This is a genomic window from Hyphococcus flavus (genome assembly GCF_028748065.1).
Lineage (GTDB): Bacteria > Pseudomonadota > Alphaproteobacteria > Caulobacterales > Parvularculaceae > Hyphococcus > Hyphococcus flavus.
In genome coordinates, this window is sequence record NZ_CP118166.1 from 2,246,355 (window position 1) to 2,260,802 (window position 14,448).

11 protein-coding genes are annotated in these 14,448 nt (G+C 53.1%); 6 read left to right on the forward strand and 5 right to left on the reverse strand.

From position 1 onward, the window contains the following. The first annotated feature begins 16 nt into the window (after positions 1–16). Complete coding sequence (queD, locus tag PUV54_RS10760; protein ID WP_274492240.1) at positions 17–373, forward strand: 6-carboxytetrahydropterin synthase QueD; 357 nt, start codon at positions 17–19, stop codon at positions 371–373. Here the strand turns inward: queD and PUV54_RS10765 are convergent. From PUV54_RS10765 to PUV54_RS10785, 5 genes are all read right to left on the reverse strand, one after another. Further along, a complete protein-coding gene (locus PUV54_RS10765; RefSeq protein WP_274492241.1) occupies positions 370–1,062 on the reverse strand; it encodes a hypothetical protein in 693 nt (230 codons plus the stop codon). The two genes, queD and PUV54_RS10765, sit on opposite strands and share 4 nt — an antisense overlap. A gap of 123 nt (positions 1,063–1,185) precedes the next feature. Continuing rightward, entirely contained in the window at positions 1,186–3,273 is a 2,088-nt protein-coding gene (locus PUV54_RS10770; RefSeq protein ID WP_274492242.1) for a hypothetical protein, read from the reverse strand. Next, positions 3,270–6,005 carry a DUF4159 domain-containing protein gene (locus PUV54_RS10775; RefSeq protein ID WP_274492243.1) on the reverse strand — a complete coding sequence of 912 codons (2,736 nt, stop codon included), beginning with the start codon at positions 6,003–6,005 and terminating at the stop codon, positions 3,270–3,272. Before PUV54_RS10775 ends, PUV54_RS10770 begins: the two co-directional genes overlap by 4 nt. A 1-nt stretch (position 6,006) precedes the next feature. Further along, on the reverse strand, positions 6,007–6,906 hold the full coding sequence (locus tag PUV54_RS10780) for a DUF58 domain-containing protein (RefSeq protein ID WP_274492244.1): 900 nt from the start codon (positions 6,904–6,906) through the stop codon (positions 6,007–6,009). A gap of 29 nt (positions 6,907–6,935) precedes the next feature. Continuing rightward, positions 6,936–7,928, reverse strand: a complete 993-nt coding sequence (locus PUV54_RS10785) for an AAA family ATPase (protein ID WP_274492245.1) — start codon at positions 7,926–7,928, stop codon at positions 6,936–6,938. A gap of 311 nt (positions 7,929–8,239) precedes the next feature. Here PUV54_RS10785 and sppA point away from each other — a divergent pair, with 311 nt between their 5' ends. The 5 genes from sppA (at position 8,240) to PUV54_RS10810 (ending at position 14,444) form a co-directional block, all read left to right on the forward strand. After that, positions 8,240–10,138 carry a signal peptide peptidase SppA gene (gene sppA / locus PUV54_RS10790; RefSeq protein ID WP_274492246.1) on the forward strand — a complete coding sequence of 633 codons (1,899 nt, stop codon included), beginning with the start codon at positions 8,240–8,242 and terminating at the stop codon, positions 10,136–10,138. Between the two features lie 90 nt (positions 10,139–10,228). Further along, on the forward strand, positions 10,229–10,801 hold the full coding sequence (locus PUV54_RS10795; RefSeq protein ID WP_274492247.1) for a DUF1285 domain-containing protein: 573 nt from the start codon (positions 10,229–10,231) through the stop codon (positions 10,799–10,801). A 6-nt stretch (positions 10,802–10,807) separates the two neighbouring features. Continuing rightward, on the forward strand, positions 10,808–11,482 hold the full coding sequence (locus tag PUV54_RS10800; RefSeq protein ID WP_274492248.1) for a CoA pyrophosphatase: 675 nt from the start codon (positions 10,808–10,810) through the stop codon (positions 11,480–11,482). Continuing rightward, positions 11,479–12,720: a CCA tRNA nucleotidyltransferase gene (locus PUV54_RS10805; RefSeq protein ID WP_274492249.1), complete on the forward strand. Its 1,242-nt coding sequence runs from the start codon at positions 11,479–11,481 to the stop codon at positions 12,718–12,720. The genes PUV54_RS10800 and PUV54_RS10805 overlap by 4 nt, the downstream gene beginning before the upstream one ends. 107 nt (positions 12,721–12,827) lie before the next feature. After that, entirely contained in the window at positions 12,828–14,444 is a 1,617-nt protein-coding gene (locus tag PUV54_RS10810; protein ID WP_274492250.1) for a long-chain fatty acid--CoA ligase, read from the forward strand. Positions 14,445–14,448 lie beyond the last annotated feature (4 nt).

The following is a 14,448-nucleotide window of genomic DNA, read 5'->3' on the forward strand; positions in this document are numbered from 1 at the left end:
TGAGAAGAGGCTTCTTATGCGCATCGTCAAGTCGATGAATTTCGACGCAGCGCACTTTCTGGATCATGACCCGAATGCGAGGCCCTATGCGCGGCTTCACGGGCATTCATTTGTGTTGGAAGTTACCATCGAAGGCGACCCGCATTCCGAGACCGGCTGGGTTGTCGATTTTGGTGATGTGGATGAAGCGCTTGGGGAATTGCACAACATTCTGGACCATCGTTTGCTCAATGAGATTGAGGGGCTGGAGCGACCAACGCTTGAAAATATCTGTCAGTGGGTTGGACAAAAATTGAAAGGCCGGTTTCCCGGCCTGGCGCAGGTGCGTGTTTCGCGTCCATCAAATGGCGAAAGCTGTATCTACGATCTCTAGACGTTCGCCGCTGCTTCAGCCTTCATTCGTGCGATCAGATACTGTGCATCCCGGCAAAAGCTGGCGGCGGCGCGGTCCGCACGGCCAAGTGCTTTATCAAGGTGCGCCAGAACTTCGTCGATCTCATGGTCAGTGGCGAAAGCATCGGCAGGCGGGGGAAGGTCAAGTCCGCGCTCGCCGACATCAAGACGAACAGGCGACACAGAGTATTTGGCGCGTCCGCCCAGCATGACGTCAATGTGACGCTGCCCTGTTCCGATGAGTACGGAAGCGCGCGGGTCCACTTTTTCAAGCGCTTCGTTGATGGAAAGACGTAGCTCGTCATAGCTTTCGGCCAACAGCGCTCTCCCTCCCGCATCATCGGCTTCTTTAGCAGAGATGGTGACTTCGCAAGCTTGTTCGAGAATGTCTCTGACGCGATCTATTGCGTAAAGAGCCGCTTCAATCGCTGACAACGCTTCGCGTACTGGATTTTCTTGCATTCCGCTTGAAGGCGATTTCTCTTGGCGCGTTTGCGAATTACGCAGGGCCCGGTTGAGGCCGCCAGCCACATCCAGTACTGGCAGCTCGCTCTCCGATGACGGTGCGGGCTTCTTGCCTAGCCAGCCTGCCAGCGGGCTTCGTTTCTTATTCGGGCTGTGCGGGTTTGCCGGGCGCACGCCTTGAACTTTGTTGATCGCAAACGCCACGCGTTAGCTCCATGAATACGGTGTTGCTCGGGCAAACCTTAGCGCAGTGAATTTTCAACGCAGTTAAACAGAATGTTAAATTTGATCTATGTGAGTGCGCAAAGCGGTATGGTTGCCCCGCAGTTAACGCTCGTTTTTGGCGCTGCGAACGCGTCCGCCTTCAATCGCCCAGGCCGCAAGCAATGACAGTGCTATAACCGCTAGCCACACAATCGCGGGCGCGAATGGAGCGTCTCGAACCGTTTCAACGCGTTCAGCATTGCGTATCGCCAGCCCCGCCCAATTATGGCCAGCAAAGTCGGGAGCATTTTCCCGCACGCGTCTGATCTCCGGCAGATTGGCGCCATTGCTTCGGCGAACATTAAACACCCCGCCGCCTGACCTATTCGAAATAGGTTCCAGTTTGGCGTTTGTGGAAACAACATCTTGAAATTCGGGAGTAGTCTCAAGGCCGGCAGAACCAATGGCGAATAGATCGCCTGACGTGGCTCGATAAAGACCAGGCTGTGCATTCTCGATTCGCGCGGTAAAGTCTCCAGGCGTGGTTTCTGCGAGTGAGATTTCTTCTGTCGCCCCATCAGGGCGCGTTATCATTACCGGATCGACAGAATTTTCGATGGTTCGTCGTTCGACAACTAAATTCTTTCCCTCTGTACGAAGAGCCAGCGCTTCTTCTTCAAGTTCCGGCTCTTTCATCAGCCAATGTGCGATGCGCCTTAGCAACTCTGTGTGAGGTCCGCCCCCATCGAAACCCCGCGCCCAAAGCCAAACATGGTCTGAAAGAAAAAGACCCACGCGTCCTTCGCCCACACGATCGAGAATCAAAAGTGGTCCGTCATTCGCACCGCTCATTAAAGTTTGGCCGCGGGTTTGCGTGACCGGAATAAGGCGCAACCATCTACCCCAAATATCTTCATCATCGAGGTCAGCGGTAACGGGATGGCGCTTGCCTAGTTCAGTGACCTCGGGACGATACGTTTCCTCAACGGCGCCGCCCGAGGGGAGAGCAGGTAAAATGAAAGAAAGGTTTCGCCGGCCTGCCAGGCTTAGGGAGCTGTTGTATTCAGGGCCGGATGCAATCAGAACAGCTCCCCCATTATCGACAAAACGCGCGATGTTATCGAAATGAAATGAGGAAAGAACACCGCGGTATGCGTACCGGTCAAATATCAGCAGATCGAATTCCTCAAGCTTGTCTATAAACAATTCGTCCTGAGGGAAAGGTATCAGCGCCAGTTCCTCAACCGGCGTGCCGTCATTTTTATCGATCGGACGCAAAATAGTGAAATGCACCAAATCCACAGCAGCGTCCGACTTCAACAGATTTCGCCAAACACGCTCACCCGGGTGTGGTTCTCCAGAAATCAGGAGCACGCGCAGCCGGTCGCGTACGGCCGTGATTGGCAATACTGCGATGTTGTTGCGTGTAGTTAATTCTCCGCGTCTCTCTTCAACTTCAAGTTCAATGATCAACTGACCCGGGCGATCCAACGGTACATCGAAGCCGGCTTCCGTACCGACTGGTACACGCTCAGAAAGAATTTCAGCGCCATCAATTCTAAGCGTTACTTGTGCGGACTGCCGGTCGCTGAGGAGAATCTCATTGGGACCGAGGTCATCTACTCTGAACGTTACACGTACTGATTGCCGGACGATGCCATATCTCGGCGCAGTGACGAGATTAATTTTGCGATCGACTTCGTTCTGCGCGCCGGTCGTGAAAATATGTACTGGCGCTTCAAGAGGCGGAAATGTTTTTGCGTCCGCTGCGTCTGCTGCCTGCCCGTCGGTAACAACAAAAACACCTGCCAGGCGATTCCTGGGAATATCAGCGAGCGACTGAGAGAGTGAAGCGACGGCAAGCGTTTCATCCGCACCGGTGAAGCGTGAAACGATGGTTTCAACACCGCTAAGGTTTGTAAGACTTTCCTGAAGCTTGGTGGTGGCGTCTTGTGTTACTGCATCGCGTGAATCAAGGGTCTGACTTGCGCTCTCATCGACCAGGATCAGCGCCACGTCATCTAGCGGCGTGGTTTCCGCTTCGCGCCGTAGTGGATTTGCGATTAGTAAGATGACGGCAACAACAGCGAGCATTCTCGGGATGCCGCTTCGCCAGTTTCTGACAAGACATGTCAGAATGACCGTAGCGCCAAAAAAGATGGTTAGCACCAACGCCCAGTGTGGCAGCCATGGATCGAAAACAATATTCATTGACCGAGCCGCTCCAAAAGGATCGGCGTGTGTACCTGGTCAGATTTGTAATTACCGGTGTACGCAACCATGACAATGTTGACGCCGGCGCGGTAAGCCATCTCCCGCGCGCGCGGCCCGCCGGCGCCCATGGGTCTTGCAGGGCGACCAAAATTGTCCGTCGCCCAGGCACCGGCCCAATCGCGGCCTCCGATGATCAGTGCAGTAACGCCGTCATTTGAACCGGTCGAATCCGCCTCAACCCATACCGGGTTATTGTTCATTCGTCCCGGCAGCGTATCAAGCAGATAAAATGAACGCGCAAGAACGTGATCGTGATCTAGAGGCGTTAGTGGTGGTATATTCAACTCGGATAGGATTCGCTGTAGCGCTTCACCTTCAGGCGTTGTGCCGGCACCGACGGAGCGTTCATCGTCGCGCGTGTCTATGAGCAGCAATCCGCCGAACCGCATGAAATTTTCAATATTTACCAGCGCTTCGTCGGAGGGGGGCTCAGCACCGGGCGCTATCGGCCAGTAAAGAAACGAATAAACTGAAAGGTCATCAGTATCAAGATTAATGGCGGCGGGCGGCGCGGGCTCAATTGCGGTCCTGCGAACGAGTTCCCGGCTCAAGGCGGCGATGCCTTGTTCAGACAGTTGATCGATTGCGGGGTCATCGGTGATGACATAGGCAAGTCGAGTGGAAAGCGCGGCATCGATGGCGACGGGGTCAACGTCGGGATCAAGAGGCTGCGCGCTTGCGGCGTAGGGCATGAACATAATTGTTGAAATCGCCGAAAAAATCACAACAGCAGCGATGGGGCGAAGCGAGAGTTTGCCGCTCATGACCAATGCAAGAACGCCGTCAACGACCAGGAGTAGCAGCGCCGCAAGGATAATAGGCGGCGTAAGGGATAATGGCGGCGTTGCTTCGTAGGGCAATATTGTCTTCCCGGGCAGTGACAGAGGTTTAAACTCTGTCTGCGGGCCAACAGCGTTCAGCGCTAACGGACTGTCCGGAGCGCCATAAAAGCCAGGTTCTCGAACAGGTGTGGGCAGCATGGCCAATTCGGCTTCAGTCAGCGCCTTCGCTGTTTCATCAGGGCGGACAAGTCGGCCTTCTCCGTCCAACAGTCTGTAGGGAGCGTATAGCCGGTTGGCGCCTTCTTCTATGGAATCAGGCCCAAGAGACGAAAGGAATGTCAGCCGCTTGAGCATCTCCACGAACAATCCGGATATCGGTAAGTCTGACCATTCTGGGGTGGCGGTCACATGAAACAGCGCGACCGCGCCTGCGCCTTGTCTCTCACCTGTTACCAGTGGCGTTCCATCTTCCAGACGAGCCCATGTGCGAAGCGTAGTTTCGCCGCCTGGCTCGGCCAGAACCTGCCGTCTGACAAGTACGTCACTCGGAGCATCAAGGCCTGCAAACGGACTATCCGGAACGAAGGCGTCAAGACGTTGTGGCGTATCCCACGTAAGTGCTCCGCCAAATGCCCGCCCGCCGCCACGTAGTTCGACCGGCGTGAGTTGCGGTGTGCGATCTTGTGCGGCTTCCGCCAGAACCGGTCCGGCAAATCTAATAAGCACCCCCCCGCGCTCGATCCAAGATATAAGCGCCTCTTCTTCGTTGGCGCGTAGGCGTCCAACATCATCAAGGATAATAACTGAGGCATCCGACTCAACCAGTTCACGGATGCCGCCTTCAAGAAAAGCCGCATGTTGATCGAGCGCCTGTCGAATATAGTGGTTTCCAGACAGGAGATTATTGGCTCTCGATTCGGGTTGAGCGACCAAACCAATCAATGACCGTCTGTCCCGTGCATCTGCAAGATAGAGCGTGCCTGCTGAAGAAACATTTGCAATACGCACGCTAGCAAGATCATTTATCAGCGCCAGAGGAATATCGATGATGGTTTCTATCTCTACGTCATCTGCGGCCAAGGTCGATGATGCGCGTCCGAGTTCACGACCGTCACGTGCAATCGCGATGAGTTCGATTTCGCTTTCAAGACCCGGCTTCAAGCGGTTGACGTTAAATTTGAGCGTGCTGTTTGTATCGTCACTGCGGCGCAAAATATATTTTGGGGCGGTAGCATCAACATATACAACGAGGTCTCCAATTGCGGCTAACGCATTTGCGAAATCCGCATCTCCCTCTGTCGCAACGCCGTCAGACAACCAGCGGATTTCCGGAGATGTTGATTCTGAAAAATAGCGGTCAAGGTTTTTGATTGTTTGGAGTGCGCCCTCTCTGTCTGCAGTAAAAGCTTTCGGCGCTATCGTTGCTTCCGCCTCTCTCAGGGCTTCGCCGGTCATCGGTTCGATTTCAGGAGGGGATGTCTGAGGCGCTGTTGGAGCTAAAAAAATCTGGCGACCTGACTGGCCGGCTTCGGCTGCTGTCGCGCGCATTACGTCACGCCGTAATGACCATTGTTGGGAAGCAGGCCATGTATCGTCAACAATGAGAACTATAGGACCGTTGCGTTCACTTGGCGCTGGCGCATTTAAAACCGGACCTGAGAGACCGAGAATAATAAGCGCAGTCAACACCAACCGCATGAGAAGGAGCCACCAGGGCGTTCGGTCGGGTGTTTCTTCCGAAGTTTTCAGTTGGCGTAAAATGATAAACGCCGGAAAACGTTCTTGCTTTGGTGCAGGCGGCGTCGCCCGAAGCAGCAGCCAGATTACGGGCAGCGCCGCCAGCGCGGTAAGGATAAGCGGCGATGTAAAACTCAACGCGCCAAACATATCATGCCGCCCATTTTCGCATGTCTGCGAGTGCGGTGAATAAAGACAGCAGAGCCGCCTGAGGTGGTCTGTCAGTGCGGTGCGCGATAAATGTCCAGCCAGCTTTCCGTGCGATATTTATAAGACGTTCACGATGAGCGGAAAATGCAACCTTGTAGTCCGCGGTGACAGAGCTTGTCTGCCCAAAGATTAGCCGGTCTTTACTTTCAAGGTCACGAAATTCAACCCGTCCGTCAAAAGGGAAAATTTCTTCAGCTGGATCACAAATTTGCAGCAATACGCCCTTGGCGCCTGCATCCGTTGAAGCGGCAACAGCATTTTCGATGGAGATCGGATCAGTAAAAAAGTCACTCGCCATCACAATGCGCGCGCCTACTGGCGTGCTAGCCAAAGGCGGCGCGCTTTCATCTTCGGCGAACTGATTTACATGTAACGCTTCGAGCATGCGATCTGGCGCGTTACGACCTTGAAAAGGTCTGCGGTCTTCGCCGAGCAACCCTATGCGTTCGCCTGCTTGAGAGAGCAGAATCGTAAGCGCGGTCATAAGAATATCTGCGCGTCGCCGTTTAGTTGGTAGGTTGCGATTTGACGCATAATCTAGAGATCGCGACGGATCGCGCCAGATGTAGGCCGCTGCTGCTGCTTCCCATTCATTCTGGCGTATATAGAGGCGGTCTGACACGCGTGCTGATTGACGCCAATCTATGCTCGAAACCGGATCGCCGAAAGCATAAGGCCGGTGCTGCCAGAAAGTTTCGCCGGGTCCGGCCCGGCGACGGCCATGCAGACCTGCTGAGACTGATTGCGCGATTTTTTCAGCTTCGATCAGTAGTGCAGGAAATAAGGCGGCGGCGTATTCCGCATCATGTCGTACAGCAAGTGACGGATTATCGGCAGGCATAATTGGGCGGACGTCCTTTCTTCAGGCTCTTACGCCCCCGCAAGAATTTCTTCGATGAACTTGTCCGTATCAATCCCTTCTGAGCGTGCCGCAAAATTTAACGCCATGCGGTGCCGTAAAACCGGTCCGGCGAGACGCTTTACGTCATCCAGTGATGGCGCATGACGGCCATCGATCAGTGCGAGGGCCCGGGCGGCGAGTGAAAACGCCTGGCTTGCGCGTGGGCCAGGCCCCCAGGCGACGAAATTCCGAACGCGTTCACTAGCGTTATCAACCGGCCGCGCTGAGCGAACAATTTTTAAAATCAGTTCCACAATCTGTTCGCCAACCGGCATTTGCCGAACCAGCGCCTGCGCGGCAAGCAAATCATCACGGGTCATAACTGCATCAACTACCGATGTGTCGGCGCCCGTAGTTGATTCCAGCATGCGCTTTTCAGCATCGAGATCCGGATATTCCACATTAATTTGCAACAGAAACCTATCCAATTGCGCTTCTGGAAGAGGATAGGTGCCTTCCTGTTCGATCGGGTTTTGCGTCGCGAGAACATGGAACGGCTCTGGAAGGTCGTGACGCGCCCCGGCAACTGTTACGTGCTGTTCCTGCATCGCTTGCAGAAGTGCTGATTGTGTGCGGGGAGAAGCCCTGTTGATCTCGTCCGCCATTAAAAGTTGGCAGAATATTGGACCGGGAATGAAACGAAACTCCCGTCTTCCCTCTGCGCTTTCTTCCAGTACCTCAGAGCCCAGAACGTCCCCCGGCATCAGGTCAGGCGTGAACTGAACCCGCTTGGCGGAAAGCCCCATCATATCCGCGATCGACGTGACGAGAAGCGTCTTGGCAAGGCCCGGCGCACCGACGAGAAGCCCATGGCCGCCTGCGGCAAGTGTAGCAAGGGTCAGATCGATGACATTTCCCTGGCCAAAAACGACCTTTCCCAATGCGGCGCGAGCGCGCCCGAATTTCACCGAAATCTCATCAAATTTTTGTAAAATATCCTGATCAGGCTGGTTTTCGGTCATAAACTAAGTGCTTTACTCTTGGGATAAGGGCTTCGAATCCTGACATGATTTCAATTAGCATGTCTCAATGAAGGTTAAAAAACCGCTTGGCAAGGAAAGTGAACGTATTGTCGAAAAAGTGTTGCCCCTTGCGGGGTTAAGGCCAATGTCTTTACCATATCGCTCTAGCGTATCGTGATTGAGCAATTGAGCTTACACGGGTCGCTAGGTGGGGTAATCGTCTTACCGGCGCCAGAAAAGCGGATAGGGCCAGCGGGATACGCAGACCTGAAGCGTGGCGAATGTCGGCGAAAATGTAAAAGGGGACCTTTGTGTCTGAGCATGAGTCAAAATTCACCGTTTGGGGATTCATTAAGGGTTTTGCAAAGCTGATCATCGGCTTTCTGCTCTTGCTGCAAGGTTTGATCGGCCTTGTCGTTCTGCTGCTTTTTGTTGGTGTTCTCGTAAACGTCATGAATGGCGTGGCGGGCAACAATGACGAGGTTTCAGTATCGATTCCCTCCGAAGCAGCGCTGGTCCTCGACCCCAATGGCGTCCTTGTGGAGACGGCGGAGGAAATCGACCCCTTCGAAGTTCTCGTTGAGCAGGCTTATGGCCGGAACGAGCCGACGCAAATCGCAGTACACGATATTGTGCGCGTTATTCGGAATGCAAAAGAAGATGACCGCATAAAAGGGATCGTCCTTGATCTGGGCAGCCTCGGTGTTCCTTCGAGTAGCGCAAGTAAACTACATTACATTGCGGACGAACTGGCGGCGTTTAAGGACTCTGGAAAAAAGATTATCGCTGTTGGCGACTATTATTCGCAGGACCAGTATTTCCTGGCCGCGAACGCTGACGAAATCTACATGAATGATTTCGGTAACCTCATTATGTACGGTTACGGAAATTACGGCATGTATCTGAAATCCTTTATGGATAAGTTGAAAATCACCAGCCACGTGTTTCGGGTTGGTACCTACAAGTCTGCCGTCGAACCGTTTCTTCGCGATGACATGTCTGAGGAAGCGAAAGAAGCGAATCTTGCTTATTTGAATGTGCTTTGGCGTGCCTATATCGATAAAGTGGAAGGCGCCCGCGGACTGGCCCCCGGTTCGGTCGAGAACTACGCCAATAATATGTCGTCCATTATGCAATCTGTTGACGGCAATTTCGCCAATGCAGCGGTTCAGTCCGGTTTTGTCGACCGTTTGATGACGCGGGCGGAGACGGCCGAATATCTCGCTCAGACTTTTGGCGAGTCCCGCGATGGAAAGTCATTCAAGAAAGTTGGTTTCCGCCGTTATCTGGCTTCACTCGGGCGTGAAGCGGACGACAACGATCCGAACATCGCGGTCATCACCGCAGCGGGAACGATTATCGACGGCGAAGCGCCGGAAGGCCGCGCTGCCGGTGGCGACACGGTTTCTGCGCAGCTTAAAAAGGCGCGCGAAGATGACAAGGTGAAAGCGGTTGTCCTGCGCATTGACAGTCCGGGCGGTTCCACTTTCGCTTCTGACATCATAAGGGACGAGCTTTTGGCCCTAAAGGCGAGCGGCAAACCAGTCGTTGCGTCGATGGGCTCAATGGCCGCGTCTGGCGGCTACTGGATTGCCGCATCGGCGGATGAAATCTGGGCCGCGCCGACAACGATAACCGGTTCGATCGGCATATTCGGCTACTTCTTTACATTTGAAAATCTGGCGGCCGAGCTTGGCGTATCAGTCGATGGCGTGGGCACCACGTCGCTCTCGCCAATTCTTGCAACAGGGACCGGACCACTGCCAGAATCGGCAAATGATATCATTCAGCAGTCGACTGAAAACGGCTATCGGCGGTTTTTGACGGTCATCAATGAAGGCCGTGGCCTGGATCCTGACTACGTTGATTCCATCGGACAGGGTCGCGTCTGGATCGGCGAACGCGCTCAAGAGTTGCGCTTGGTTGACCATCTAGGCGATTATGACGATGCGATTGGCGCTGCGGCTCGTCTTGCAAACCTTGAGACTTATGACGTTGTGAAAATGAAAGACCGGCGCACCCGGTTCGAAATGCTGCTCGGCAATGTTTCCGCGCAAGCAACGACGATGATTATGGGTGAGCAAAAAGTGAAGCGTACGAATGGCGCGGTTGCGAGAATTATACAGGAAGCAGAAAAGCAGGTCGCGTTTTTTGAAGAATTCAATGACCCGAACGCTTCTTATGCGCGTTGCATAGCTTGCGAACAATAATCGGGCGCTAGTCCCGCGGGCTGCGATGAGCAGCTTTTCAAAAAATAAAGGGCCGGCGCCGCTGAAAAAATGCGAGCGCCGGTTTTGCTTATGACTGACTTGATGAGATATGCAGCCGATTTAGAAGGGTTGAGTCCTTCCTCGCCCGCACCTGTGGATCAATGGAATCCATCTCGTAGCGGAAAGATTGATATTACGATATTGCGTGATGGCGTTTGGTTTCACGAAGGCGCGCCAATTGAGCGGGCGCGGTTGGTGCGACTGTTCTCGACCGTATTGAAGCGAGAAAAGGGTGAGTATTATCTCGTTACGCCGCATGAAAAGCTCAAAATTACTGTTGAAGACGCGCCTTTCACGGCTGTGTTATTGACTGCGGAAGGAGTGGAAGAAAAACAGACGCTAACTTTTACCACCAACATTGGCGATAAGGTCATCGCGGGGCCGGAGAACGGAATTTACTTCAAGAAGCGGTCTGGAAATTCGAATGTCCCTCCTTATCTGGAGGTGCGCCACGGTCTAGCGGCTCGGATTACGCGGTCGGTGTTCTATGATCTTGTAGGTTACTGCAAAACCTACGAAATAGATGGAGTGCATCATTTTGGCGTCTGGTCTGAGGGAGAGTTTTTTTCCTTTGGGCGGGCTGAAGATATAGTGGCGACATAGCAGCTCATGAAATCTAAATTAAATGCAGCAGGCGACAACCTAAGATCGCTTATCGAAGCAAACCTTAAGCACGCGTCTGCGCAACGCGTGCATGATTTGTTTCGAGAGATTAATCCGCATCTTGTCGGTGATAAACTGTTTGAAAAACGCTGGAGCGATAAACGCAAGGATGCAGCTGTGCTTGTGCCTATCGTCTATCGCGAAGAGGGCGCGCGGGTCATTCTGACGGTACGTTCTACGGACATGCCGTCTCATGCCGGGCAAATCAGTTTTCCAGGGGGGAAAACACAATCAGAAGACAGGGGTCCGATTGATACTGCTTTGCGTGAAGCGGAAGAAGAAGTGAACATCGCGCCCGCGTTTGTCGACGTGATTGGTACGATGGGCGTTCACAAGGGAGGGCTCGGCTTTTCTGTTACGCCTGTTGTGGGGCTTGTTGATCCGCAGGCTGACCTTAAACCTTGTCCGCGCGAAGTTGATGAAATTTTTGAAGTGCCGGTGGAATTCCTGGGTGATCTGGCTAACCATATTATTGAAGAGCGCAGCTTGAATGGTATTCCCTACAAAATGTTCGCGGCGATTTACGGCCCATATCATATCTGGGGGCTAACTGCGGGAATCTTACGGTCTTTCGCGGAGATGCTTCAGCACAGTGACTTTCTCCAAGAGGCGCGCAGGTGACTGCGCAAACGGACTTTTTTTCTATACCTATCGAAGCGCGTGAACGCTTCAACTGGATTTCAGCCCCACATCTGAAAACCGTCGTGTCTGCACTGGAAGCAGCGGCCCCTGATGGCGCCCGGTTCGTTGGCGGTTGTGTTCGAGACAGTTTATTGGGTGAAACGCCAAAAGATTTTGACATCGCCACAATCTTAGAGCCGGAAGAAGCCACACGGGCGTTAAAAAAGGCAGGATTGCGTGTCGCCCCGACGGGAATTGATCATGGAACCGTAACGGCGATTGTCGAACATCAGGGCGTTGAAGTGACAAGTCTCAGGGCTGATGTGTCGACGGATGGGCGCCGTGCGACGGTGGCTTTTACAAATGACTGGTCAGTGGATGCGCATCGCCGGGATTTTACGGTCAATGCTATTTATCTTACCTCGGATGGTCGATTGTATGATCCCACTGGCGGCATAGATGACGCTAGGCGGCGGCGCATCCGGTTTATAGGGTCCCCCGAGGCGCGCATAAAAGAAGACTATTTGCGCATCTTAAGGTTTTTCAGATTTTCGGCCCGTTTTTGCGATCACTATGATGAAGCCGGGCTTGAAGCATGCGCACGACTGAGGGCGGGTATTCAGCAGCTGTCAGCGGAACGCGTCGGCTTGGAATTCACGTCAATATTGTCGCTGCCCAGAGCGGTTTTCGCGCTTGAGGCGATGTATTCCAGTGGCGTACTGAAAGAAATTTGGCAGGAAGAACCCGACTTGGAAGCAGCAACGCGCATGAAGTTGCTTTCCCCCACGGCGCATTCCGCGTTGATGCTGGCCGCACTCTACGGCGATGAGGGGGCGGGGATCGGCAGTCGGTTAAGACTGTCCAACGCTGAAAAATCGGGACGCACGACAGCGATCAAGACAGCCGAACATTTTGCCCCCAATATCGAACAAAAGGATTTAAAGACCATTCTTTATACTTTCGGTCGCGACAATGCATTCGATGGCGCCCTCTTGGCGACCGCGCGAGGCGTGCTGTCTCCAGACAAGTATCGCCGCATCAGGCTGGATATTGAATCCATGGTGGAGCCTGTTTTTTTCATATCAGGTCGGCATGTGGTTGATGCGGGCGTTCAGCCGGGCCCTCCCGTTGCGAAAATTCTTGCTGCTGTTGAGGCGCAATGGATATTGGAAGGCTTTCCTGATGAGAGCAGGCAACAAGCGATTTTACGCGATAAAATCACACAAGCGCTGGTTTAGGACGTCCGCTCATTTTTCATCTCACTGTACAGGGGAGAATATTTGACCGGGCGCTAAAGAACCGGTTTGATGTGAAATCATAATAACGCCCGGGAGGAAACAAGGCGATGATGGGATTGATGATGGATCGGCCGCTATTGACGACTGATATCCTAAAACATGCGGTACGAAACTTTCGAAAAACGGAAATCGTCACCCGTACCGTCGAGGGTCCCATCCATCGATACACGATTGCCGATTCCAGTAAACGCATAGCAAGGCTTGCGAATGCCCTTGTCGAGCTTGGTGTCAAAAAAGGTGACAGGGTTGGCGTTATTGGGTGGAATACACATCGCCAGTTTGAGCTATATTATGCTGTTGGCGGTCTTGGTGCTATTTTGCATACAGTCAACCCGCGGCTTGGGCCAGACAACGCCGCGTTCGTTATTAATCATGCAGAGGACGAGTATCTCTTTTACGACACCACTTTTACGCCCCTGGTCGCTGCATTAAAACCCAGTCTTAAATCTGTAAAGCATTATTGTGGTTTAACGGATGGCGATCATGCGGGCGATCTGATAGATGGATCGTTGGTGTACGAAGAATTATTGAGCGAGAAATTAGAATCCTTTGATTGGCCTGATTTTGACGAAAACACTGCTGTCGCAATGTGTTACACATCCGGAACTACAGGCGACCCGAAAGGCGTCGTTTACTCACATCGTGCTTTGGTATTGCAATCGTTTGCGGCGTGCTTGCCGACATCAATGTCTCTACTAGAAGGCGACACTTTGCTGCCTGTCGTGCCGATGTTTCATGTTAATGCGTGGAATACGCCCTATTCCTGCTTGATGATCGGCGTCAAACAGGTTTTCCCGGGCCCCCGCCTCGATGGCGAAGGGCTTTACGAACTCCTGGATCAGGAAAAAGTCACCTATAGCGCCGGCGTGCCGACCGTGTGGCTGGGGCTCCTTCAGTATCTTGAGAAAACCGGTAAAGAGTTGCCATATCTGAAAAAGGGCATGAGCGGCGGTTCTGCCTTACCGGAAGCGTTGATCCGTGGTTTTGAAAAATACGGTGTAGAATTGCAGCAAGGGTGGGGCATGACGGAAATGTCGCCCATTGGCACGGTGAATTCGCTTCCTCCGCATATCCGCGCTCTTCCGCCTGAAGAAAAGTTACCGATACAACTAAAGGCCGGCCGCGCGTTGCCTTTCGTCGATATGCGTATTGTTGGTAGTGACGGCAAAGTACTTCCTAATGACGGCGAGTCTGACGGCAATCTTCAGGTGCGCGGGCCGTGGATAATTGACGAATACTATAAAGCCGAGACGCCGACACTAACCGAAGACGGCTGGTTTGATACAGGCGATGTGGCCATTATCGATGAGGACGGGTTTCTGCAAATCACCGACCGGTCAAAAGATGTTATCAAGACAGGTGGGGAGTGGGTGTCGTCGATTGATATTGAAAACGCTGCCTTACTTCATCCCGGTGTTGCGCAAGCCGGCGTCATTGGCGTGCATCATCCGAAATGGCAGGAAAGGCCATTGCTGATTGTTGTGAAAAAAGAAGGGCAAGACCCTTCAGAAGAAGAAATCAAAGAATTTTTGAAACCGAAACTAGACAAAATCGCGTGGCCCGACGCTGTTGAATTTATCGATGAAATTCCGCTCGGCGCCACAGGCAAAGTCCTGAAAACCGAACTCCGCAAGATTTTCAAGGGCTACGAGCTGCCCGCTTAAGTAA